Here is a 23681-nt window from a genome sequence, read left to right as displayed (position 1 = left end):
CCCCCGCTGGGGGAGGCTTGGCCTGTCCTGAGCCTGTCGTCTTTTCTCTTGATTTGCTGTACAGCAAACTATCTGCAATCGCCAAATCTGCAAAAAACTGCCAACCGCACAGCAATCGTGCCCAGGGCTCAGCGCTTGCGCCACACACTCGCCAGCCAGGGCTGTTGCTCAATCGGCAAGCCCGACGGCCGGTAGAAGTGTTCCAGCTCCTCGAAGCCGGCGGCCGTCACCAGGCTGCGCCAGCTGGGCCAGTCGTGAAACACGCCGTAGCGCTCACCGCTCCAGCCCTCCTGGCCATCGCCGCGCGGGTTTGAGCTGAACAGCACGCCGCCCGGCCGCAGGCAGGCATGCAGTTGTCTCAGCACCTGCGGCAGCACCTGGCGCGGCACATGGAACAGTACGGCGTTGGCAAACACACCGTCGAAACGCTCTGCGGGCAGGTCGAGTTGCAGGAAGCTCTGCTCCAGCACCTCACAGCCGCTGTGCGCACGTGCCAGCGCCGCCACGCTGGGCGCGCCCTCCAGGCCCACCGCGCGGTGGCCCAGGGTCTTGAAGGTGTGCAGGTCCCGCCCGGGCCCGCAGCCGAAATCCAGCAGGTCAAAGGGCGGTGGCCCGGGTATGTGCTTCAGCAGCGCCGCAATGTTCTGGCTCACGTCGTGGTCACGCGTACCTTCCCAGTAGCTCTGGGCGTGCTGTTCGTAGTGCGCCAGGGTGCGCGCGGCGATTTGTTGCAGGTCTTCGGAACTCAATGGCATGCCGCATCATTTCATACAGCACCGTCTTGATCCGGAGCACCGTACACCCCAAGAACTTGTGCGTAGCCGCACGGTGGGTGGCGACCTTTGGTCGGCGCGGCAGACGCGGATGAGCCAATGCGCGATACCGCACAGACGCTGTAGCCCACGTGCCTACCATCGTGCGCATGCCCGCCCTGCGCCTCTTGCCCAGCCTGTTGCTCGCATCCGCGATCACGTTGGGCCTGCTCAACGCGTGCGGAGGCGGCGACCGCGACAAGTTCACGCCCACCACCGAACCGGTTGCCGTGACGCAGCTACCTGCCGGCTTCTCCAATGCGACCGCCATGGCCTTTCTGCCCGACGGTCGCTTCATCGTCGTCACGAGCGACCGCTATTTGCGCCTCTATGAGGCCGACGGATCGAGCTACACCTACCTCAACCACGCGGCGTTCAGCAGAATGGTGGTGGGAAACGAGCACCTTGGGATTCGCGATGTGGCGGTCGACCCGGCGTTCGAGACCAACCGACGCGTGTATTTCACCCTCGCCGAGGGTTCGGACGGTCCTCAGGGCAGGGGCACGGCGGTGGCGCGTGCTGAGTTGACCGACGAAGCCGACGGAGATCTCGTGCCGTCTTACCAAGTCATCTACCGGCAGCCGAAGGTGACCGATGGGGGCTTTCACTATGGCGGGCGCATGGCGTTCGACCGTGAAGGCCATCTCTTCGTGACCCTGGGCGACCGCGAGACGCCGGAGCAGCGTGAGCTCGCGCAGGACGTGTCCAGTGGCAATGGCAAGGTGGTGCGCATCACCACCGAAGGCGAACCCGCGCCGGGCAACCCAGTCATTCCGGACGGGCTCCCTGGCCTGTGGAGTTGGGGCCATCGCAACCCGCAAGGCGCTGCCATCCACCCGGACACCGGCGAACTGTGGACGCACGAAGCCGGGCCCCAGGGCGGCGACGAAATCAACCTCACGCTGCCCGGACGCAACTACGGCTGGCCGGTGATCAGCCACGGCCAGGTGCCGGGCACCACCACGCCGTTTGGCGAGGGCACCCGCAAGCGGGGCATGGAGCAACCGCTGGCGGTCTGGAACACCAGCGACGGCAGCCCCTGGACAAGTGGTCAGAAATCGTCCATCGGACCGAGCGGCATGGCATTCTTCACCGGCAGCAAACCGGCGCACTGGCAAGGCAGCCTGTTCGTCGGCGCACGCGAGGGCACTGGCCTCTGGCGCATACAGTTCGACGGCAAGCGCGAAGTGGGCCGCGAACGCCTGCTCGCTGACCGCAACGAGCGCATCGTCGATGTGCGCATGGGCACCGACGGCTATCTGTACGTGCTCACCCTTCCCTCCGGCGGGATCCTTCGGGTCGGCGGCTGAGGCGTCAAGTCAGCTCGCCGGGTAGAGTTTTCGCTTCATCCTGGAACAGATTTCACCCATTGCGCAGGTGGAGAAGATCCGGTCCAGCTTTGCGATGAAGCAGGTGCGGTACAAGACGGCGTTGCCGCTGCATGCGGTTTGAGTAGCTGCTCCCTCCCCCTCTAGGGGAGGGCTGGGGTGGGGCCTGCGGCCAGCGAGGTGGTAGGCGACGACCGCTCGCGTGGGATTTGTTATGTTCTGAACAGATGCCACCTGACTTTCGCCTCATCACTGCCCGCCTTGTCATTCGCTCAAGCACGCCTGCCGACTGTGCAGACCTTGTGGCGCTAGAGGCGGACCCAGAGGTCATGCGCTTTTTGAACGGTGGGCGCCCTGTTCCCTTAGAAGGCTACACCGATGGCGATTTTCTGACGCCGCGCGGTACGGAACCCGAGGTCTTGGTGGCGCATGAACGCGAGACAGGCGAATTTGTCGGATGGTTCGCGCTGTTCGGCGATGGCCTGGCCGGGGGGTGCAAGACGGCAGAGCTGGGCTATCGACTGCGACGTGATGCTTGGGGCAAAGGCTATGGGGCCGAGGGTGCCCGCGCTCTGGTGGCCGAGGCCCTTGGAAATCTGGGATTTGATCGCGTCCGAGCCCAGACCATGACGGTCAACCACGGTTCGCGCCGGGTGATGGAGAAGGCGGGCTTTCGCTATGTCGAGACGGTTTTCCCAAGCTTTCTAGAACCCCTCGCAGGAGGCGAGCAGGGCGAGGTCATCTATGAAGTCTGGCGTGACAAGGTGTGAGGTAGTGGGCCTTTGAGCGACTGATTCTTCAGCCTACATGAAGTTGGCCTTCGGGCGTATGGACCTGCCGGCAACGGGTCAGCTCACAGCACTCACTGGGAAGCCCTTTCTCGGCGAACTGACGCGGACAATTTCAGGTCAAGGCTGGTAGCGGCCACTCGAATTTGTCAGTCGAATGTTGCAGAGTGACCAGACCGGTCGCTCAGGGTTCGGTGGGAGTGGAGGGCTGCTCTACCCCTGAAACTTGACGTTCGCCACCACTCAAACGGATAGAGGCCTACCTTTTTGGCAGCAGAACAAACCTGAGGGCCATGGATGCTCCGAGAGGGAGGAATCGGGGGGTACATCAGTGATCAGCGACCCGCAACTGTATCTGCTGTTTCACCCGTCGCGCGCCGCAGCACATCGGTTGCCTGCATCCGATGGGTTGTATCAGGGCAAGACAGATCGTGGTGCCGGCCGCGTGCCCATCCGTACACCTGATAACGGCACTGCAGCCACCCACTCTCGCTGAAGTTAGGGTTTACGCAAACCCGGCCGTCCGGCGTCCCGGACATCGCACAGCGGCGATCGCCGGACATTCGGCGGTCCGACAAACCGGGCCAGCGAACCACTCCATTTCAAATCAATGACTTAGCGCACCGGCAGTGCGTTGTGAGGCCTGGCACGAGGGTTGCACAAGACAGGGGCGGACGCATCACCTGATGCCCCCTCACGACACAACGGAGACAACCATGACATCGACGAGCACAGGAGCCGGCGCCATCGTGCGCGAGCAGGGCGAGTTCGACAATCAGCCGCACGACCGAATACCTCCGCGCTCGAACCTGAGCAGTTGGTTGTTGCGTGCGCTTGGGTTGGGCGCCGCCTTGCTGGTGTATGCCCTGTTGGGCAACTCAGAACTTTCAAACGATGCGCGCGTGGTGGCCGCGGTCGGTACGCTGATGGCGATCTGGTGGATGACAGAGGCCATTCCGCTGTCGGTCACCTCATTGCTGCCGATCATCCTGTTCCCGCTGATGACGGATCGTACGGTGGCGCAGGCGACCGCTCCGTACGCCAATCCGATCGTCTTTCTGTTCCTCGGCGGGTTCCTGCTGGCGATCGCCATGCAGAAGGTCAACCTGCATCGGCGCATCGCCTTGCTGACCCTGCGCGCCGTCGGCACGCACCCACGCCAGATCATCCTGGGGATGATGATCTCCACGGCGTTCCTGTCGATGTGGGTGTCCAACACCGCCACCACCTTGATGATGCTGCCCATCGCGCTGAGCGTGCTGGCCCTGGTGGCCGAGAACAGCGACCGCGCCAAGGGCGCAGCAGTCGACGTGCGCGCCGGTCTGGCCGCCGGACACAAGGTCAGCGACTTGATCCATGACAAGGACATACGGACTTTCGGTGTCGGACTGGTGTTGGCGATTGCATGGTCGGCATCGATCGGCGGCCTCGGCACCTTGCTGGGCAGCCCGCCCAACGCCATCGTCGCCGGCTACATCAGCAAAGAACTGGGCAAGGAAGTGGGCTTCGCGCAGTGGATGATGCTCGGTGTACCCATCGTCGTGATCTTCCTCGCGCTGGCCTGGCTGCTGATCACGCGCGTGCTTTTCCGGTTCGAGCTCGACGAGGTGCCGGGCGGCAAACAGATGATCGAGGACGAGATCGCCGAACTGGGCCCGATGAGTCGCGGCGAAAAGAGCGTGCGCCTCGTGTTCCTGCTGGCCGCGTTCTGCTGGATCGTGCCCAGCCTGCTGTCCACCATGGGCGACCTGGGCAACACCCTGCCATGGTTGCGCCTGTTCAACGACACGGTGGTCGCACTGTCGGCCGGCCTGCTGTTGTTCCTGCTGCCCAGCGGAAAACCCAGGCGCGCCGTGCTCGACTGGAAGGACGCCGAGGAGGGGCTGCCCTGGGGCGTGCTGCTGCTGTTCGGCGGCGGTCTGTCCCTGGCGGCGTCGGTGGCAGCCAGCGGCCTGGACAAGTGGTTCGGCCTGCAGGTGACGGGCCTGGGGGTGCTGCCGATCGTCGCCTTGATCGGCGCCGTCACCCTGATCGTGCTGTTCCTGACCGAGATCACCAGCAACACGGCGACCGCTGCCACCTTCATCCCCATCCTTGGCGGGGTGGCGATCGGCATCGGCATCGACCCGATGACGCTGCTGATCCCGGCGGCGCTGGCGGCGACCTGTGCCTTCATGCTGCCGGTGGGCACGCCGCCGAACGCGATCGTGTTCGGCACCGGCTGCGTCAGCATCTACGAGATGGCGCGCGGCGGGCTGCTGCTCAACGTGCTGGGCGCTGTGCTGATCACCATTTTCACGGTGCTGCTCGGCCCCTGGGCGCTCGGTTTGGTCATTCCCTGAGGGGCCCCGGACCCGCGCTGGCAAGCACCGCGCGGCGACCCGGCGCTTCTCGAACATTTCACCCACAAAGACACAGGAGACAGGCATGGACATGATGGGCGATCCCGATCCCACCGAAACCGGCGAATGGACCGATGCCTTGCGCGCGGTGCAACTGCACCGCGGCGGCGAGCGCAGCAACTTCATCATCAACCGGCTCGTCGATCAGGGGCGCCGCGATGGCGTCTATGTGCCGCGCTCGCTGAACACAGCCTACTGCAACACGATCCCGCCCGAACGCGAAGAGCGCAACCCGGGTGACCGCGCCATCGAACACCGGCTGCGCTCCATCATCCGATGGAACGCAATGGCCATCATCCTGCGCGCCAACAAGGACTCGTCGGAGCTGGGCGGCCACATCGCCAGCTTCCAGTCGGCGGCCACGCTGTACGACATCGGCTTTGGCCACTTCTGGCACGCGCCCACCGACACCCACGGTGGCGACCTGCTGTTCATCCAGGGGCACAGCTCGCCGGGCATCTATGCCCGCGCCTTTCTTGAAGGGCGCCTGAGCGAAGAACAACTGCTGGGCTATCGGCAGGAGACGGGCGGCAAAGGTCTGTCGTCCTACCCGCACCCCTGGCTGATGCCCGACTTCTGGCAGTTCCCCACGGTCTCGATGGGCCTGGGCCCGCTGATGGCCATCTACCAGGCGCGCTTCCTGAAGTACCTGCAGGGCCGGGGTCTGGCCGACACGTCCGAGCGCAAGGTCTGGGCCTTCATGGGCGACGGCGAGATGGACGAGCCCGAATCGCTGGGCGCGATCTCGCTGGCCGGCCGCGAGCGTCTGGACAACCTGGTCTTTGTCATCAACTGCAACCTGCAACGCCTCGATGGCCCGGTGCGCGGCAACGGCAAGATCGTTCAGGAACTGGAGAGCGTGTTCCGCGGCGCCGGCTGGAACGTCATCAAGGTGCTCTGGGGCGGCGGCTGGGATGCCCTGTTCGCAAAGGACAAGACCGGCAAGCTCCTGCAGCTCATGGAGGAGTGTGTCGACGGCGAATACCAGGACTTCAAGAGCAAGAGCGGCGCCTACGTGCGAGAGCATTTCTTCGGGCGCTTTGAGGAAACCAAGGCACTCGTCGCGGACATGAGCGACGACGACATCTGGAAGCTCACGCGAGGCGGTCACGACCCGCAAAAGGTCTATGCCGCCTATGCCGCTGCGGCCAGACACACCGGGCAGCCGACGCTGATCCTGCCCAAGACGGTCAAGGGCTACGGCATGGGCGAGTCGGGTGAGGGACAGATGATCTCCCACCAGGCCAAAAAGATGACGGCCGATGCCCTGCGCGGCTTCCGCGACCGCTTCCAGATCCCGGTGTCCGACGACGATCTGGCGAAGGTGCCCTTCATCCGCTTGCCCGAGGACAGCCCGGAGATGAAGTACCTGCGCGAGCGACGCGCCGCCCTCGGCGGCTACCTGCCGCAGCGCCGGCGCAAGTCCACTTCGCTGACGATCCCGCCAATGGCCACGTTCCAGCGTCTGCTGGAGAACAGTGGCGAGCGCGAGATCAGCACCACCATGGCCTTCGTGCAGATGCTGGGCACGCTGGTGCGCGACAAGCAGATCGGCAAACACATCGTGCCCATCGTGCCCGACGAATCGCGCACCTTCGGCATGGAGGGCATGTTCCGCCAGCTCGGCATCTATTCGTCGGTGGGCCAGTTGTACAAGCCGCAGGACGCCGACCAGCTGATGTACTACCGCGAGTCCAAGGACGGGCAGGTGCTGCAGGAGGGCATCAACGAAGGCGGCGCGATGTCGAGCTGGATCGTCGCAGCCACCTCGTACAGCACGAACAACGTGCCGATGATCCCCTTCTACATCTACTACTCGATGTTCGGGCTGCAGCGCGTGGGCGATCTGGCCTGGCTGGCCGGGGACATGCGCGCACGCGGCTTCCTGCTCGGCGGCACCGCTGGCCGCACGACGCTCAATGGGGAAGGCCTGCAGCACGAGGACGGCCACAGCCACATCCTGGCCGCCACGATCCCCAACTGTGTCAGCTACGACCCGACCTTCGCCTACGAGGTGGTGACGATCATCCGCGACGGCATGCGCCGCATGTACGAGGAGCAGGAGGACGTCTACTACTACGTCACCCTGATGAACGAAAACTACCCGCACCCCGGTCTGGCCGAAGCCGGCGAAGGCGCAGAACAGGGCATCCTGAAGGGCCTGTACAAGCTGAAGGATGGTGGCAAGGCATCGAAGAAGGGTCTGCGCGTGCAGCTGATGGGCAGCGGCACCATCCTGCGCGAGGTGATCGCCGCCGCCGAGATGCTGAAGGCCGACTTCAACGTCACCGCCGATGTCTGGAGCGCCACCAGCTACAACGAACTGCGCCGCGACGGCATGTCGGCCGAGCGCTGGAACCTGCTGCACCCCACCGAGCCGCGACGCAGGAGCTGGGTCGAGACCTGCCTGGAAGGCCACGAGGGCCCGGTGGTCGCCTCCACCGACTACATGCGCAACTACGCCGATCAGGTGCGCGAATACGTTCAGGCCGCGGGACGCCGCTACGTGGTGCTGGGCACCGACGGTTTCGGCCGCAGCGACTACCGCGCCAAGCTGCGCCGCTTCTTCGAAGTCGACCGCCACTACGTCGTCGTGGCGGCACTGAAGGCACTGGCCGATGACGGTGTCATCAAGCCAGCGGTGGTGGCCGAGGCGATCACCAGGTACGGCCTGGATACCGAGCGCGCCGCGCCGTGGACGGTCTGAGCAGGGGCAACAGCATGAGCATTCAAATCCAGGTACCCGACATCGGCGACTTCAAGGACGTGCCGGTGATCGAAATTTTCGTCAAGGTTGGCGACACGGTGAAGGCCGAGGACCCGCTGGTCTCGCTGGAGTCGGACAAGGCCACGATGGACGTGCCGGCGCCGCGCGGCGGCAAGGTGAAGTCCATCGCCGTGCAAGTCGGCGACAAGGTCAGCGAAGGCAGCGTGATCATGAGCTTCGAGTCCGAGGCCGGCGCGAGTGCCGCCCCGGCCGAAGCCGCCAAACCCAGCGTCAGCGCAGCGCCCGCGCCCGTGAGTGCGCCGACCGGTCTGGCCGAGGTGCGCGTCCCCGACATCGGCGACTTCAAGGATGTGCCGGTGATCGAGATCTTCGTCAAGGTCGGCGATACGGTGAAGGCTGAGGACCCCCTGGTCTCGCTCGAATCGGACAAGGCCACGATGGACGTGCCGGCGCCACTGGGCGGTATCGTCAAGGAGATCCGCGTCGCGGTCGGCGACAAGGTCAGCGAGGGCAGCATCATCATGGCGCTGGCGACCGGGAGCGGTGCTGCTGCGGCCGCGCCGCCTGCTGCCGCACCGGTCACCGCTGCTTCAGCGTCTGCTGTAGCGGCGCCGAGCGGGGGTGGCGTCGACGAAGCAGCGTTCGCCCTCGCCTATGCGGGCCCGGCGGTGCGCAAGCTGGCTCGCGAACTGGGCGTCGATCTCGGCAAGCTCAAGGGCAGTGGCGACCACGGCCGTATCGTGCGCGAGGACGTCGAGGCCTTCGCCAAGGGCGGCAGCGGCGCGGCAGCCCCGGCTGCCAAGGCGGCGGCGACGCCAGCCGGCGGGGGCGTGGGCGGCATCGACCTGCTGCCCTGGCCGAAGGTCGACTTCGCGAAGTTCGGGCCCATCGAGCGCAAGGAGCAAAGCCGCATCAAGAAGATCTCTGCCGCCAACCTGCACCGCAACTGGGTCGTCATCCCGCACGTCACCACGCACGACGAGGCCGACATCACCGAGCTCGAAGCGTTCCGCGTGCAGATGAACAAGGAACTGGAGAAGTCCGGCGTCAAGGTCAGCATGCTGCCCTTCATGATGAAGGCAGCGATGGCCACGCTGAAGAAGTTTCCGGAATTCAACGCCAGCCTGGACGGCGACGCGCTGATCCTCAAGAACTACTGGCACATCGGCTTCGCCGCCGACACGCCCAATGGGCTGGTGGTGCCGGTGATCCGCGACGTCGACAAGAAGAGCATTCCCGAGATCGCGAAGGAGATGGGCGAGCTGGCCAAGCTGGCGCGCGACGGCAAGCTCAAGCCCGACCAGATGTCGGGCGGCACCTTCACCATCAGCTCGCTCGGTGGCATCGGCGGCATCTACTTCACGCCCATCATCAATGCGCCCGAGGTCGCGATCATGGGCGTGTGCAAGAGCTACTGGAAGCAGCATTCCAGCGACGGCAAGAGTTCGAGCTGGCGCCTGACCCTGCCGCTGTCGCTGTCGTGGGACCACCGCGTCATCGACGGCGCCGCCGCCGCGCGCTTCAACGTGCACTTCGCCCATCTGCTTGCCGACATGCGGCGCATCCTGTTCTGAGAGAGGAACCACCACCATGGCACAACTCGTGGAAGTCAAGGTTCCCGATATCGGCGACTTCAAGGATGTCGCGATCATCGAGCTGATGGTCCAGCCCGGCGAGGTGATCGCCGTCGAAACCGGGCTGATCATGGTCGAGTCGGACAAGGCATCGATGGAAATTCCATCGACGCACGCCGGCACCGTCAAGGAGATCAAGGTCAGGGTCGGTGATAAGGTCAGCGAAGGCTCGGTGATCCTGGTCATCGAAGCGACCGGGGCCTCGGCGGCGGTTCCAGCCGCGGCACCGCCTGCGCCCGCCCAAGCACCCGCCGCAGCGGCACCAGCGGCACCGGTGCCCGGCGCGGCCAGCTACTCCGGCAAGGCCGATGCCGAGTGCGAGATGCTCGTGCTCGGCGCCGGCCCCGGCGGCTATTCGGCAGCGTTCCGCAGCGCCGACCTGGGCATGAAAACCCTACTGGTCGAGCGCTACGCCACGCTGGGCGGTGTGTGCCTGAACGTCGGCTGCATCCCGTCGAAGGCGCTGCTGCACACCGCGGCGGTGATGGACGAGGTCAAGGCACTGGGTCACCACGGCATCAAGTACGCGGCGCCCGAAGTGGACCTTGACGCGCTGCGAGGCTTCAAGGACGGCGTGATCAAGAAGCTCACCGGTGGCCTGGCCGGCATGGCCAAGGCGCGCAAGGTGGAGGTGCTCACCGGGGTGGGCAGCTTCCTCGATCCACACCACGTCGAAGTGGTCGCCGCCGATGGCAGCAAGAAGGTGGTGAAGTTCGCCCACGCCGTCATCGCCGCCGGCAGCCAGGCGGTGAAGCTGCCCTTCATGTCCGACGACGAGCGCATCGTCGACTCCACGGGCGCGTTGCTGCTCAGGAGCATCCCCAAGCGCATGCTGGTCGTTGGCGGCGGCATCATCGGCCTGGAGATGGCCACCGTCTACTCCACACTGGGCACACGCGTCGACGTGGTCGAGATGCTCGACGGCCTGATGCAAGGTGCCGACCGTGATCTGGTCAAGGTGTGGGAAAAGATGAACACGCACCGCTTCGGCCACGTGATGCTGAAGACGCGGACGGTGGGCGCGAAGGCCACGCCGGCCGGCATCGAGGTCAACTTCGAAGGCGAGAAGGCACCCCAGGAAGCCCAGCTCTACGACCTGGTGCTGGTGGCCGTCGGTCGCAGCCCGAACGGCAACAAGATCGCTGCCGAGAAGGCCGGCGTCGCCGTTACGGAGCGTGGGTTCATCAACGTCGACAAGCAGATGCGCACCAACGTGCCGCACATCTTCGCGATCGGCGACATCGTTGGTCAGCCCATGCTGGCGCACAAGGCGGTGCACGAAGCGCATGTGGCGGCCGAAGCAGCGAACGGCCAGGCCTCGTTCTTCGATGCGCGGCAGATCCCGTCGGTGGCCTACACCGACCCCGAGGTCGCCTGGACCGGCAAGACCGAAGAGCAGTGCAAGGCCGAGGGCATCAAGTTCGGCAAGGCGGTGTTCCCCTGGGCCGCGTCGGGCCGCGCCATCGCCAACGGCCGCGACGAAGGCTTCACCAAGCTGCTGTTCGACGAAGCCACGCACCGCGTGATCGGCGGCGGCATCGTCGGCACCCATGCCGGTGACCTGATCAGCGAGGTCTGCCTGGCGATCGAGATGGGCTGCGAGCCCGCCGACATCGGCAAGACGATCCACCCGCACCCGACTCTGGGCGAATCGATCGGCATGGCCGCCGAGGTCTTCGAAGGCCATTGCACCGACCTGCCGCCGCAGAAGAAGAAGTGAAGAGCTGCGCCATGACCGTCAAGCTGGCATACGAAGCGATGGGCGACGGCCCGCCCGTCGTGATCCTGCATGGACTGTTCGGTTCCGGTCGCAATTGGGCGTCCATCGCCCAGGCCCTGTCCGGCAGCTACCGGATGTACCTGCCCGATGCGCGCAACCACGGTGCGTCGCCCTGGGCCGACACCATGTGCTACTCCCACATGGCCCTGGACGTGCTGGAGCTGATCGACCGCGAGGGTTTGCAGCGGCCCGTTGTGATCGGCCACAGCATGGGGGGCAAGACAGCCATGGCCCTGGCGCTCGAGTATCCGCACGCGATCTCGGGCGTGGCGGTGATTGACATCGCGCCCGAGGCCTACGCCGACCAGTTCTCGCCGTATGTCAATGCCATGCGCGGCCTGGATGTGGCGGCGGCCACCAGCCGCCGGGAGGTCCGGCAGGCCCTTGCCTGCCGCCTGGACGTTGACGCGCCGGTGGACTTCCTGATGCAGAACCTGCAGCGCCACAACGAACGTTTCGACTGGCGGCTCAACCTGATGGCGACAGCCGTATGCATGCAAGACCTGTGCGCGTTCCCGTCTGAGTTGCTTCGCCAACGTTACCCGGGGCCGGCCCTGTTCGTCGCGGGTGAGCATTCCCGGTATGTGCGCCCGGAATCGCGCGCGGGCATCGTGCGCCTGTTTCCCCGGGCGCAGCTGCAGCAGATCCGCGATGCCGGGCACTGGGTGCATGCCGACGAGCCCGAGGCACTGATTCAGGCGCTGCGCGGCTGGCTGGCCGAGACCATCCCGCTGCCGGCAACCAGCTGATTCCGATTCGTTTACCCATGGAGACAAAACAGCATGTCAGACACACTGCGCCAAGACGCTCTCGACTACCACCGCTACCCCACACCGGGCAAGATCTCGGTCACGCCGACCAAGGCCATGGCCACGGCGCGCGATCTGTCGCTGGCCTATTCACCCGGCGTCGCCGATGCCTGTCTGGCCATCGTCGCTGACCCCCTCGAGGCCGGCAACCTGACCGCGCGCAGCAACCTGGTGGCAGTGATCACCAACGGCACCGCCGTGCTGGGCCTGGGCAACATCGGCCCCCTGGCCTCCAAACCGGTGATGGAGGGCAAGGGCTGCCTGTTCAAGAAGTTCGCCGGTATCGACGTGTTCGACATCGAACTGGCCGAGAACGACCCCGACGCGCTGATCGAGACCATCGCCCGCATGGAGCCCACCTTCGGCGGCATCAACCTCGAGGACATCAAGGCGCCCGAGTGCTTTTATATCGAGACCAAGCTGCGCGAGCGCATGAAGATTCCGGTCTTCCACGACGACCAGCATGGCACCGCCATCGTCGCCGCGGCGGCCATCCTCAACGCCCTGAAGCACGTGGGGAAGAACATCGCCGAGGTGAAGCTCGTGGCCTCGGGCGCCGGCGCTGCGGCACTGGCCTGCCTGGACCTGGCGGTGAGCCTGGGCCTGAAACCGCAGAACATCTTCGTCACCGATGCCAAGGGCGTGGTGTACATGGGCCGCACCGAAGGCATGGATCCGAACAAGACGCGTTATGCGCGCGACACCAGCGCCCGCACGCTGGCCGACATCATCCCGGGAGCCGACATCTTCCTCGGCCTGTCGGCCGGTGGCGTGCTCAAGCCCGAGATGGTCGAGAGCATGGCACGCGATCCGATCATCCTGGCGATGGCCAACCCGACGCCGGAAATCATGCCGGAGACGGCGCTGGCGGTGCGGCCCGACGCGGTCATCGGCACCGGCCGTTCGGACTACCCGAACCAGGTGAACAACGTGCTGTGCTTTCCCTTCATCTTCCGCGGCGCGCTCGACACCGGCGCTACCACCATCAACGAGGAGATGAAGCTGGCCGCGGTGCGCGCCATCGCCGAGCTTGCCCATGCAGAAATTCCCGAGGTGGTGGCCCAGGCCTACGGCGCAGCAGGGCTGCGCTTCGGGCGCGACTACCTGATCCCCAAGCCCTTCGACCCGCGCCTGATCGAGGTGGTGGCTCCGGCGGTCGCGCAGGCCGCGATGGACAGCGGTGTGGCCACCCGCCCCTTCGACGACATGCCGGCCTATCGCCAGCGCATGGCGCAGTTCGTCTACCAGTCGGGCAGCAGCATGCAGCCCTTGTTTGCTGCCGCCAAGCAGGCCCCGAAGCGGGTGGTCTATGCCGAAGGCGAGGACGAACGTGTGCTGCGCGCGGCTCAGGTGGTGGTGGACGAAGGCCTGGCACGGCCGCTGCTGATGGGCCGAGCAGAGGTGATCACCCAGCGCATCGCCGAATTCGGCCTGCGCCTGAAGCCCGGCGGGGACTGCGACATCGTCAACGCGCTGGACCCCGCCGTGTATGGCGAGGCCGCCGACGGCTACCACCAGCTGATGCGTCGCAATGGGGTGTCGCGCGCGGTGGCCCGCGCAGAGATGCGCAGCCGCGGCACCCTGCTGGCGGCCATGTGGGTGCGCCAGGGTCGCGCCGACGCCATGTTGTGCGGCACGGTCGGCGGCTACGTCGAGCACCTGCGCCATGTGCGTGACGTGATCGGCCTGCGCAGCGGCACGAACACGCTGGCCGCCATGCAGATGCTGATGCTGCCCGGGCGCCAGCTCTTCATCTGCGATACGCATGTCAATCGCGACCCCGATGCCGAGCAGGTGGCCGAGATCGCGCTGATGGCCGCGGAAGAGGTGCGCCGCTTCGGCGTCACGCCCAGCGTCGCGCTGTTGTCGCACTCCAGCTTCGGTGGCTCCGACGCCGCCTCGGCGGTGAAGATGCGCGCGGCGCTTGGCCTGATCCGCGCGCGCGACCCGCACCTGGCGGTGGAAGGCGAGATGCGCGGCGACGCGGCCCTGTCCAAGCCGATCCTGGACCGAGAGTTCCCCGACTCGGGCCTGAGCACCGAGGCCAACGTGCTGATCATGCCCAATGTGGACGCGGCCAACATTTCCTACAACCTGCTGCGCATTGCCGCCGGCAACGGCATCACCGTGGGGGGCATCCTGCTCGGTGCGGCGCGTCCGGTGCACATCCTCACGCCATCGTCCACCGTGCGCCGCATCGTCAACATGACGGCGCTGGCGGTGGTGGACGCTTCGGCGCAGCGCAGCGCCGACCGCTCCGGCGCGTAAGGCGGTAATGAGCGAAGCCGTCACCGCTGCCGCGCAACGCGGCGCCGCCAAGACCGCGCGCATACCCATCAAGGTGGTCGCGGCCGCAGCGCTGCCCAAGCCGCCCTGGATACGCGTGCACGTTCCGCAGGGCGAGGGCTTCCGCCAGGTCAAGCACCTGCTGCGCGAGGCCAGCCTGCACACGGTGTGCGAAGAAGCGTCCTGCCCCAACATCGGCGAGTGTTTCGGCAAGGGCACGGCCACCTTCATGGTGCTGGGTGAGTTGTGCACGCGGCGTTGCCCGTTCTGCGACGTGGCGCATGGCCGGCCCCAGCCACCCGACCCGCTGGAGCCGCAGCGCCTGGCCGACACCGTGGCCCGGCTCGGCCTGGCGTACGTGGTCATCACCAGCGTCGACCGCGACGACCTGCGCGACGGCGGTGCGGCGCACTTTGCGGCGTGTATCCGCGCGGTGCGCCGCCAATCGCCGCTGACGCACATCGAGGTGCTGACGCCCGACTTCCGCGGGCGCGTCGAGATCGCCCTGGACATCCTGGCCGCCGATGCACCCGACGTGATGAACCACAACCTGGAAACCGTGCCCCGCCTGTACCGGCAGGCGCGGCCCGGCGCGGACTATGCGAACTCACTCCAGCTGTTGCGCGGGTTCGGTCAACGCTGCCCATCTGTGCCGACCAAGTCGGGCCTGATGCTGGGCCTGGGCGAAACCGACGACGAGGTGCTGGCAGTCCTGCAGGACCTGCGCCAGCACGGCGTGGACATGCTGACGGTCGGGCAGTACCTGCAACCGCGGCCAGGCAACCTGCCCGTGCAGCGCTATGTGACCCCGCAGCAGTTCGACGCGCTGACACAGCAGGCGCGGGCCATGGGATTTTTGCACGCCGCCTGCGGGCCGCTGGTGCGCTCCAGCTACCACGCCGACCAGCAGGCCCATGCGGCCGGCGTCTGAGTCGCCCATCCATGCTGTCGAGGTCCACACCATGAAACCGGCTACCGAACGACATCGCATCCTCATCGTCGGTGGCGGTGCAGGCGGCCTGGAACTGGCCACCCGGTTGGGCGACACGCTGGGCAAGCGCGGCCGCGCCGATGTCACGCTGATCGACAAGAACCGCACCCATGTCTGGAAGCCCAAGCTGCACGAGATCGCCTCGGGCAGCATGGACCTGAGCGCGCATGAGGTCGGCTACCTGGAACAGGCGCACTGGCACCACTTCCGCTTCAGGATCGGCGAGATGACAGCGCTGGACCGGGAGCGTCGCGAAGTGCGCGTGGCACCCTACCTCGACGCCGAGGGCCGCGAGGTCACGCCCGACCGCGTGTTTGGCTACGACACGCTGGTGCTGGCGCTGGGCAGCCTGAGCAACGACTTCGGCACGCCCGGCGTCGGCGAGCACGCGCTGAAGCTGGAGTCCAAGGCCGACGCGCAACGCTTTCACGCGCGCATGGTCAACGCCTGCATCCGCGCCCATGCCCAGAGCACACCCCTGCGGCCCGAGCAGTTGCACGTGGCCATCATCGGCGCCGGGGCCACCGGCGTGGAGCTGGCGGCCGAGTTGCACCGCACCACGCGCGAGGTGGTGGCCTACGGGCTGGATCGCGTGGATGCCGACAAGGACATCCAGGTCAACCTGATCGAAGCCGCCGACCGGGTGCTGCCCGCCTTGCCGGAGCGGCTGTCCAAGGCCACCGAGGCCCTGCTGGCCAAGCTCGGCGTCCAGGTGCACACCGCCGCCAAGGTGGCCGAGGTGTTGCCCGAGGGCGTGCGCCTGGCCGATGGCCGCCTCCTGCCTGCCGAACTGGTGGTGTGGGCGGCGGGCGTGAAGGCTCCGGATTTCCTGAAGGACATCGCCGGCCTGGAAACCAACCGCATCAACCAGCTCGTCGTGCGGCCCAGCCTGCAGACCACGCGTGACGAGGACATCTTCGTCATCGGCGATTGCGCTGCCTGTGCATGGCCGCAGGCCAACGGAGGCAAGGGCGGCTGGGTGCCACCGCGCGCGCAGGCGGCACACCAGCAGGCCTCGCACGTGGCCGCGCAGATCAGGCGCCGCCTGGCGGGCAAGCCCCTGCAGGCCTACCGCTACCGGGACTTCGGTTCGCTGGTGTCGCTGGGCGAGTACAGCACCGTGGGCAACATGATGGGCGGGTTGATCGGCGGCAGCCTGATGATCGAAGGCGCCTTCGCCCGCCTGATGTACGTGTCGCTCTACAAGATGCACGAGCTGGCGCTGCACGGTCCGGCCAAGGTCACGCTGGACACGATGGCGCGGCTGATCACGCGGCGCACCGAACCTCACGTCAAGCTGCATTGAAGCACGGCGCCACATGAACCCATCCCCTCCCCCGTTTGACCCCGCCCGGTGGCTCGACGAGCTGATGCGCACGTCGACCTCCCCGTGGCCGCTGGCCGACGCCACCTTGCAGGCGTGGCAACAAGGACTGGCGCAGGTCAACGCGTTCTGGACTGCGGCCCTGATGCCCACTGACGCTGCCGCGACCGATCGCCGCTTTGCCGCCGATCCCTGGCAACAGGACCCGCGTTTCGCCTCCATGAGCCAGGCCTACCTGCGGTTCGCGACGCTGATGCAGCAGTCGGTGGACAAGGCGCCACTGGACGCACGCAGCAAGGCGCAGTGCGCTTTCATGCTGCGCCAGGTGGTCGACGCGATGAGCCCGGCCAACTGCCTGGCGACCAACCCCGAGGCGATGCAGGCTGTGCTGGACAGCGGCGGCGCCAGCTTGCTGGAAGGCGCCCGCCTGTTCATGGCCGACGTGGCCAAGGGGCGGATCTCGATGTCCGCCGACCAGGCCTTCGAAGTGGGTCGCAACCTGGCCACCACACCGGGCAGCGTGGTGTTCGAAAACGAACTGATGCAGCTGATCCAGTACGCACCCACCACCGCCAAGGTGCACCAGCGACCCTTGCTGATCGTGCCGCCGTGCATCAACAAGTACTACATCCTCGATCTGCAGCCCGAGAATTCGCTGGTGGCCTACGCGGTGGCCCAGGGCCACAGCGTCTTCCTGGTGTCATGGCGCAACGTCACGGCGGAGCAGGGCCACCTGGGCTGGGACGATTACGTCGAGCAGGGGGTGTTGCAGGCCGTGTCGGTCACGCAGCGCATCGGCCGCAGCAAGCGGCTCAACACGCTGGGCTTCTGCATTGGCGGCACCTTGCTGGCCAGCGCACTGGCGGTGGCGGCGGCGCGCGGCGAGTCGCCGGCGGCCAGCCTCACCCTGCTGACCACACTGCTCGACTTCTCGGACACCGGTGAACTGGGCCTGATGGTGGACCCGCAGATGGTCGCCGCGCGCGAGGCCAGCATCGGCCAGGGCGGCCTGTTGCGAGGGCGCGAACTGGCCCAGGTCTTCGCCGCCTTGCGCGCCAACGACCTGATCTGGCCCTATGTGGTCAACAGCTACCTCAAGGGCCAAGCGCCGCCTGCATTTGACCTGCTGCACTGGAACGGCGACGACACCAACCTGCCAGGGCCGATGTATTGCTGGTACCTGCGCCAGACCTATCTGGAAAACCGCCTGCGCGAGCCGGGCGGTACGCTGCAATGCGGCGTACGGGTGGACCTCTCGCGCATCGATGCGCCGGCCTTCGTCTACGCCTCGCGTGAGGACCACATCGTGCCCTGGCACAGCGCCTATGCCAGTACGCGCCTGCTGCGCGGCGACACGCGTTTCGTGCTCGGCGCCAGTGGCCACATCGCAGGCGTGATCAACCCCCCAGCCAAGCGCAAGCGCCATCACTGGACCGGGCCGCTCGCGGCGGATGCCCCGGCCTGGCTGGACGCTGCGCAGCGTGTCGAGGGTAGCTGGTGGCCGGCGTGGAGCGAGTGGTTGCAGGGCCATGCCGGCAAACAGGTCGCGCCTCCTCGCAAGGCAGGCAACGCGGCGTTTCCCGTCATCGAGCCCGCCCCTGGACGCTACGTCAACACACCAGCGGCGTGAGCACCGGCCGCCAATACCGTCTTTCAACCCCAAAGGAGAGTCTCATGACCGACATCGTGATAGTGGCCGCGCAACGCACGGCGGTAGGCAAGTTTGGTGGCACGCTGGCCCGCACCACGGCGCCCGACCTGGGCGCGCATGTGGTCAGGGGCTTGCTGGCCAAGGCCGGTGTGCCCGGCGACGCGGTGTCCGAGGTCATCATGGGCCAGGTGCTGACAGCCGGTTCGGGACAGAACCCGGCCAGGCAGACCGTCATCAAGGCCGGCCTGCCGCAGTCGGTGCCTGCGATGACGATCAACAAGGTGTGTGGTTCGGGCCTGAAGGCCGTGATGCTGGCCGCGCAAGCCGTGAAATGCGGCGACGCCGAGATCGTCGTGGCCGGTGGCCAGGAGAACATGAGCGCGTCGCCGCACGTGCTGCTCAATTCGCGCGACGGCCAGCGCATGGGCGACTGGAAGATGGTCGACTCCATGATCACCGACGGCCTGTGGGATGTGTACAACCAGTACCACATGGGCACAACGGCGGAGAACGTGGCGAAGCAATACGGCATCGACCGTGACATGCAGGACGCCCTGGCGCTGGCTTCGCAGCAGAAGGCGGCGGCAGCGCAGGAGGCGGGTCGCTTCACCGACGAGATCCTCCCGCTGTCCATCGCGCAGAAGAAAGGCGACCCGATCGTCTTCGCCGCCGATGAGTTCATCAACAAGAAGACCAGCGCCGAGGCGCTGGCCGGCCTGCGCCCGGCCTTCGACAAGACCGGCTCGGTGACGGCCGGCAACGCCTCCGGGCTGAACGACGGCGCCGCGGCGGTGCTGGTGATGTCGGCAAAGCGCGCCGCTGCGCTCGGCCTGCAGCCACTGGCCGTGATCCGCGCCTATGCCTGCGCGGGGATCGACCCTCAGATCATGGGCATGGGCCCGGTACCGGCGTCGCGTCTTTGCCTGCAGAAAGCCGGCTGGAATGCACAGGACCTGGACCTGATGGAAATCAACGAGGCCTTCGCGGCGCAGGCCTGCGCGGTGAACCAGGAGATGGGCTGGGACACCAGCAAGATCAACGTCAACGGTGGCGCCATCGCCATCGGCCACCCCATCGGTGCCTCGGGCTGCCGCGTGCTGGTGACCTTGCTGCACGAGATGCGCCGCCGCGGCGCCAACAAGGGCCTGGCCTCGCTGTGCATCGGCGGCGGCATGGGCGTGGCGCTGGCGGTGGAACGAGCCTGACCCCTTTCTTCATCAACACAAGGAGCAATGAAATGAGTCAACAACGCGTGGTACTGGTCACCGGTGGCATGGGTGGCCTGGGCGAGACCATCTCGACCAAGATGGTCGATGCCGGCTACAAGGTGGCGGTGACGTATTCGCCCGGCAACAAGACGCATGGCGACTGGCTGGCACAGATGAAGGCCAGGGGTTACGAGATCCTGGCCGTGCCATGCGACGTGACGGACTTCGATTCCTGCGCCAGCGCAGTGGCCGAGGTGCAGTCCAGGCTGGGCGCGATCGACGTGCTGGTGAACAACGCGGGCATCACGCGCGACATGACCTTCAAGAAGATGGACAAGATCAACTGGGACGCGGTGCTGCGCACCAACCTCGACAGCCTGTTCAACATGAGCAAGCAGGTGGCCGACGGCATGACCGAGCGGGGGTGGGGCCGCATCATCAATGTGTCCTCCGTGAATGGCAGCAAGGGCGCGTTCGGACAGACCAACTACTCGGCCGCCAAGGCCGGTGTGCACGGCTTCACCAAGGCACTGGCGCTGGAGGTGGCGAAGAAGAACGTCACAGTCAACACCATCTCGCCGGGCTACATCGGCACCAAGATGGTCACGGCCATTCCCAGGGAGGTGCTGGACAGCAAGATCCTGCCGCACATCCCCGTGGGACGACTGGGCAAACCGGAAGAGGTGGCGGGACTGATCATCTACCTGGCTTCCGAAGAGGCCGCGTTCGTGACCGGGGCCAACATCGCCATCAACGGCGGCCAGCACATGCAATGAAGGGAAACGAAATGATCAAACATGGCATCGATCAGGACGCGCTGATCACCCAGTTCTCCCAGGCCACCGCCCGCCAGGGCGAAGCCTTGCGCAAGGCCGTCAACGAGGCCACGCTGAAGGCTTTGCAGGGGCGTGAGCTGTCTCTGGCCAACATCCGGCAGGTGCTGGACACCGTGACGCGGTCGGCCTCCGCAGGCGCCGCCGCCAGCCCACTGGGCACGGCCGACGTGCAGGCCCTGCTCACCAAGGCGTTTGCCGGCATGGACGCAGCACTGGAGCAGGCCGTGCAGGCGCATCGCACGGCCTTGCAACAGATGGTGGACCAGGGCCTGAGCCTGCGCGAGACGCAGTTGAAAAAAGCGCTGGCCGACATCGACAAGATGGAGGACACCCTGTTCGCCGCCGTGCGCAAGGCCGCCGCGGGAGCGGACTCTGCCCTGCAGGGCCCCTGGTCCGCCGTCCTGCAAGCCGTGCAGGGCAAGGCCACCGGCACCGGCACCCAGGCCAGTGCAGCGCTCGAACAGCTGCTGGACGACACGCAGAAGAGCCTGCGCGACGGGCGCGCCCTCAGCCTGCGCGCGTCGCAGGCCATGCTGGACACGTACACCACGCTGGTCAGCGGCGTGCTCATCGGCATGTCACAGGCCCTGCAAGGAGAAAGGCCACCGGCCCCGGCCGCAAGCCCGCGCAAGCGGGCATCCCGCGGCTGAGCCGCTCCTTGCGCACGGACGAGAACCCACGCCGATGGACGCGCTGATCCTGGCCCGCATGCAGTTTGCGGCCAACATCACCTTCCACATCCTGTTCCCCACGATCACGATCGCGCTGGGCTGGGTGTTGCTGTTCTTTCGCTGGCGCTGGCTGAGGACGCAGCGCAGCGGCGACATGGCCCATGCGCAGGGCTGGCTCGACGCCTACCGCTTCTGGACCAAGGTGTTCGCACTGAGCTTCGCGCTGGGGGTGGTCAGCGGCGTCACCATGAGCTTCCAGTTCGGCACCAACTGGCCCGGCTTCATGGAACAGGTCGGCAACATCGCCGGCCCGCTGCTGGCCTATGAAGTGCTGACGGCCTTTTTTCTGGAAGCCGGCTTCCTCGGGGTCATGCTCTTTGGCCACGGCAGGGTCAGCGAGCGGGTGCACCTGATGGCCACCTTCTTCGTCGCCTTGGGCACCACCTTGTCGGCGTTCTGGATCCTGGCGCTGAACTCCTGGATGCAGACGCCTGTCGGCTACGAGATCCGCGACGGTGTCTACCATGTCAGCAGCTGGTTCGAGGTGATCTTCAACCCCTCCTTCCCCTACCGGCTCACACACATGCTGCTGGCCTCGGCGTTGACCTGCGCCTTCCTGCTGGCAGGGCTGTCGGCCTGGCAGGTGCTCAAAGGCGTGGCCCAGCGCTCGGCGCCGCGGGTGATGCGCGTCGGCCTGACGATGGCGGCGCTGCTGGTGCCGCTGCAGATCTTCGTCGGTGACCTGCACGGGCTGAACACCCTGAAGCACCAGCCGGCCAAGATCGCCGCGATGGAAGGCGTGTGGGAGACCCAGCGCGGCGTGCCGTTGCTGCTGTTTGCGCTGCCCGACGCCGAGCGGCGCATGAACCACTTCGAGGTCAAAATTCCCAAGCTGGCGAGCCTGATCCTGACGCACCAGCTCGACGGCGAGGTACAGGGCCTGAACGACTTCATCGGCGAACACCCGCCGTCGCTGCCGGTGTTCTTCGCCTTTCGCATCATGATCGGCATGGGGCTGCTGATGTTGGCCACCAGCTGGCTGGGCTGGTGGCTGCTGCGGCGCAGCCGCTGGCAGCCTGCGCAATTGCCACGCAAGCTGCTATGGCTATTCGCCGGCATGACCTTTTCCGGCTGGGTGGCCACCGTCGCCGGCTGGTACGTCACCGAGATCGGCCGCCAGCCTTTCATCGTGCAGGGCCTGGTGCGCACCGCCGACGTGGTGGCGCAGGTGCCGGCGCCCATGGTCGGGCTGACGCTGGCGCTTTACGTGACGGTGTACCTGGCATTGATCGTCGCCTACATCGCGGTGCTGAAGTACATGGCCGAAAAGCCGGAAACGCCACTGCCGGTGGACGCCGGCTCGCCCTCGCTGTTGCAAGGGACGAGCCCATGACGCCCATGAACTTCGACCAGGCGCTGCCGGTGATCTTCATGGCACTGATGGGCCTGTCGATGCTGGTCTACGTGGTCAGTGACGGCTACGACCTGGGCGTGGGCATGCTGATGCACCGCGCCAGCGACGCCGACAAGGACGTGATGGTCGCCTCCATCGGCCCGTTCTGGGACGCCAACGAGACCTGGCTGGTGCTGGGCGTCGGCATCCTGCTGGTGGCCTTCCCGAAGGCGCACGGCCTGGTGCTGGGTGAACTCTACCTGCCGGTGGCGCTGATGCTCGTCGGTCTGATCCTGCGCGGTGTGGCCTTCGACTTCCGCGTCAAGGCCCGCGACACGCACAAGCTCACCTGGGACCGGCTCTTCTTTGCCGGCTCCTTGCTGGCGTCGGTGGCGCAGGGCTGGATGCTCGGGCGTTATGTCAGCGGCTTCGGCGTCGGCTGGAACTACCCACTGTTCGCCGCCGCGATTGCCGTCGCGTTGCCGATGGCCTACGTGCTGATGGGCGCGGCCTGGCTGATCATGAAGACCGAGGGCGAACTTCAGGAACGCGCGGTGGTCTGGGCGCGTATTGCCTGGACGCCGATGGTCGGCGGGTTGGTGCTGATTTCCATGGCCACGCCGTGGGTCAGCTCGACGGTACGCGAGCGCTGGTTCGCGCTGCCCGAGCTCATCGCGTTGATGGCGATTCCGCTGATGACAGGCGGGTGCCTGCTGGCCGTTCGAGCCCTGCTGCGCACACGCCAGGTGCGTGGACCGCTGTGCTGGCTGCCTTTCGTGTTGCTGGTGCTGGTCTTCGTGCTCGGTTTCCTGGGCCTGGCCTACAGCCTGTACCCGTACGTGGTGCTCGACCAACTGACGATCTGGGACGCCGCAAGCAGCCCCGAGGCGCTGAAGGTCATCCTCGTCGGTGTGTGCATTTCGGTGCCTGCCATCGCCGGCTACACCGTGTTTTCGTACCGCGTTTTCCGAGGCAAGACGAGTGAACTCAAGTACGCATGATGGTCTGCTCGCCGCCGCGGACTTGTACGATACTCGGCG

General features: G+C 66.3%; 17 protein-coding genes and 1 pseudogene. 17 read left to right on the top strand and 1 reads right to left on the bottom strand.

The features are described 5' to 3' along the window. Window positions 1-128 precede the first annotated feature (128 nt). Window positions 129-755: a class I SAM-dependent methyltransferase gene (locus J2W49_RS08940; protein WP_310314536.1), complete on the bottom strand. Its 627-nt coding sequence runs from the start codon at window positions 753-755 to the stop codon at window positions 129-131. A 149-nt stretch (window positions 756-904) separates the two neighbouring features. Between J2W49_RS08940 and J2W49_RS08935 the strand changes: the two genes are divergently transcribed. The 17 genes and pseudogenes from J2W49_RS08935 to J2W49_RS08855 all read left to right on the top strand — a co-directional run bounded on the left by J2W49_RS08935 (window position 905) and on the right by J2W49_RS08855 (window position 23642). After that, window positions 905-2122, top strand: a complete 1218-nt coding sequence (locus tag J2W49_RS08935; RefSeq protein WP_310314534.1) for a PQQ-dependent sugar dehydrogenase — start codon at window positions 905-907, stop codon at window positions 2120-2122. 31 nt (window positions 2123-2153) lie between these two features. Further along, window positions 2154-2264 (top strand): annotated as a pseudogene (locus J2W49_RS08930) (ArsR family transcriptional regulator); the annotation flags it as partial. A 103-nt stretch (window positions 2265-2367) separates the two neighbouring features. Beyond that, window positions 2368-2910 (top strand): GNAT family N-acetyltransferase, encoded by a 543-nt coding sequence (locus J2W49_RS08925; protein WP_310314532.1) that lies wholly within the window; start codon window positions 2368-2370, stop codon window positions 2908-2910. Between the two features lie 734 nt (window positions 2911-3644). Then, window positions 3645-5270, top strand: coding sequence for an SLC13 family permease (locus J2W49_RS08920; protein ID WP_310314530.1), 1626 nt, complete (start codon window positions 3645-3647; stop codon window positions 5268-5270). A 55-nt stretch (window positions 5271-5325) separates the two neighbouring features. Next, entirely contained in the window at window positions 5326-8037 is a 2712-nt protein-coding gene (gene aceE, locus J2W49_RS08915; protein ID WP_405001004.1) for a pyruvate dehydrogenase (acetyl-transferring), homodimeric type, read from the top strand. A 14-nt stretch (window positions 8038-8051) separates the two neighbouring features. After that, entirely contained in the window at window positions 8052-9632 is a 1581-nt protein-coding gene (locus J2W49_RS08910) for a dihydrolipoyllysine-residue acetyltransferase (protein ID WP_310314526.1), read from the top strand. A 16-nt stretch (window positions 9633-9648) separates the two neighbouring features. Then, window positions 9649-11412 (top strand): dihydrolipoyl dehydrogenase, encoded by a 1764-nt coding sequence (gene lpdA / locus J2W49_RS08905; protein ID WP_310314524.1) that lies wholly within the window; start codon window positions 9649-9651, stop codon window positions 11410-11412. An 11-nt stretch (window positions 11413-11423) separates the two neighbouring features. After that, window positions 11424-12221, top strand: a complete 798-nt coding sequence (locus J2W49_RS08900; protein WP_310314523.1) for an alpha/beta fold hydrolase — start codon at window positions 11424-11426, stop codon at window positions 12219-12221. Between the two features lie 33 nt (window positions 12222-12254). After that, complete coding sequence (locus tag J2W49_RS08895) at window positions 12255-14549, top strand: NADP-dependent malic enzyme (RefSeq protein WP_310314522.1); 2295 nt, start codon at window positions 12255-12257, stop codon at window positions 14547-14549. A gap of 7 nt (window positions 14550-14556) precedes the next feature. Continuing rightward, the gene (lipA, locus tag J2W49_RS08890; RefSeq protein ID WP_310314519.1) at window positions 14557-15498 is read left to right on the top strand and encodes a lipoyl synthase; all 942 of its coding nucleotides are present in this window, start codon (window positions 14557-14559) and stop codon (window positions 15496-15498) included. A 31-nt stretch (window positions 15499-15529) separates the two neighbouring features. Then, the gene (locus tag J2W49_RS08885; RefSeq protein WP_310314516.1) at window positions 15530-16864 is read left to right on the top strand and encodes an NAD(P)/FAD-dependent oxidoreductase; all 1335 of its coding nucleotides are present in this window, start codon (window positions 15530-15532) and stop codon (window positions 16862-16864) included. A gap of 13 nt (window positions 16865-16877) precedes the next feature. Further along, window positions 16878-18512 carry a PHA/PHB synthase family protein gene (locus J2W49_RS08880; RefSeq protein WP_310314513.1) on the top strand — a complete coding sequence of 545 codons (1635 nt, stop codon included), beginning with the start codon at window positions 16878-16880 and terminating at the stop codon, window positions 18510-18512. Between the two features lie 44 nt (window positions 18513-18556). After that, complete coding sequence (locus J2W49_RS08875; protein ID WP_310314511.1) at window positions 18557-19738, top strand: acetyl-CoA C-acetyltransferase; 1182 nt, start codon at window positions 18557-18559, stop codon at window positions 19736-19738. A gap of 32 nt (window positions 19739-19770) precedes the next feature. Next, on the top strand, window positions 19771-20517 hold the full coding sequence (gene phbB, locus J2W49_RS08870) for an acetoacetyl-CoA reductase (RefSeq protein WP_310314508.1): 747 nt from the start codon (window positions 19771-19773) through the stop codon (window positions 20515-20517). Between the two features lie 11 nt (window positions 20518-20528). Further along, a complete protein-coding gene (locus J2W49_RS08865; protein ID WP_310314506.1) occupies window positions 20529-21227 on the top strand; it encodes a DUF6781 family protein in 699 nt (232 codons plus the stop codon). A gap of 34 nt (window positions 21228-21261) precedes the next feature. Beyond that, window positions 21262-22641: a cytochrome ubiquinol oxidase subunit I gene (locus J2W49_RS08860; protein ID WP_310314505.1), complete on the top strand. Its 1380-nt coding sequence runs from the start codon at window positions 21262-21264 to the stop codon at window positions 22639-22641. A gap of 5 nt (window positions 22642-22646) precedes the next feature. Then, window positions 22647-23642 (top strand): cytochrome d ubiquinol oxidase subunit II, encoded by a 996-nt coding sequence (locus J2W49_RS08855; RefSeq protein WP_310315203.1) that lies wholly within the window; start codon window positions 22647-22649, stop codon window positions 23640-23642. Window positions 23643-23681 lie beyond the last annotated feature (39 nt).

Origin of the sequence: Hydrogenophaga palleronii, from assembly GCF_031457455.1 — a bacterium.
Taxonomy (GTDB): Bacteria; Pseudomonadota; Gammaproteobacteria; order Burkholderiales; family Burkholderiaceae_C; genus Hydrogenophaga; species Hydrogenophaga palleronii_A.
The sequence above is the reverse complement of the archived record's forward strand: the minus strand, read 5'-3'. Positions and strand labels throughout refer to the sequence as shown.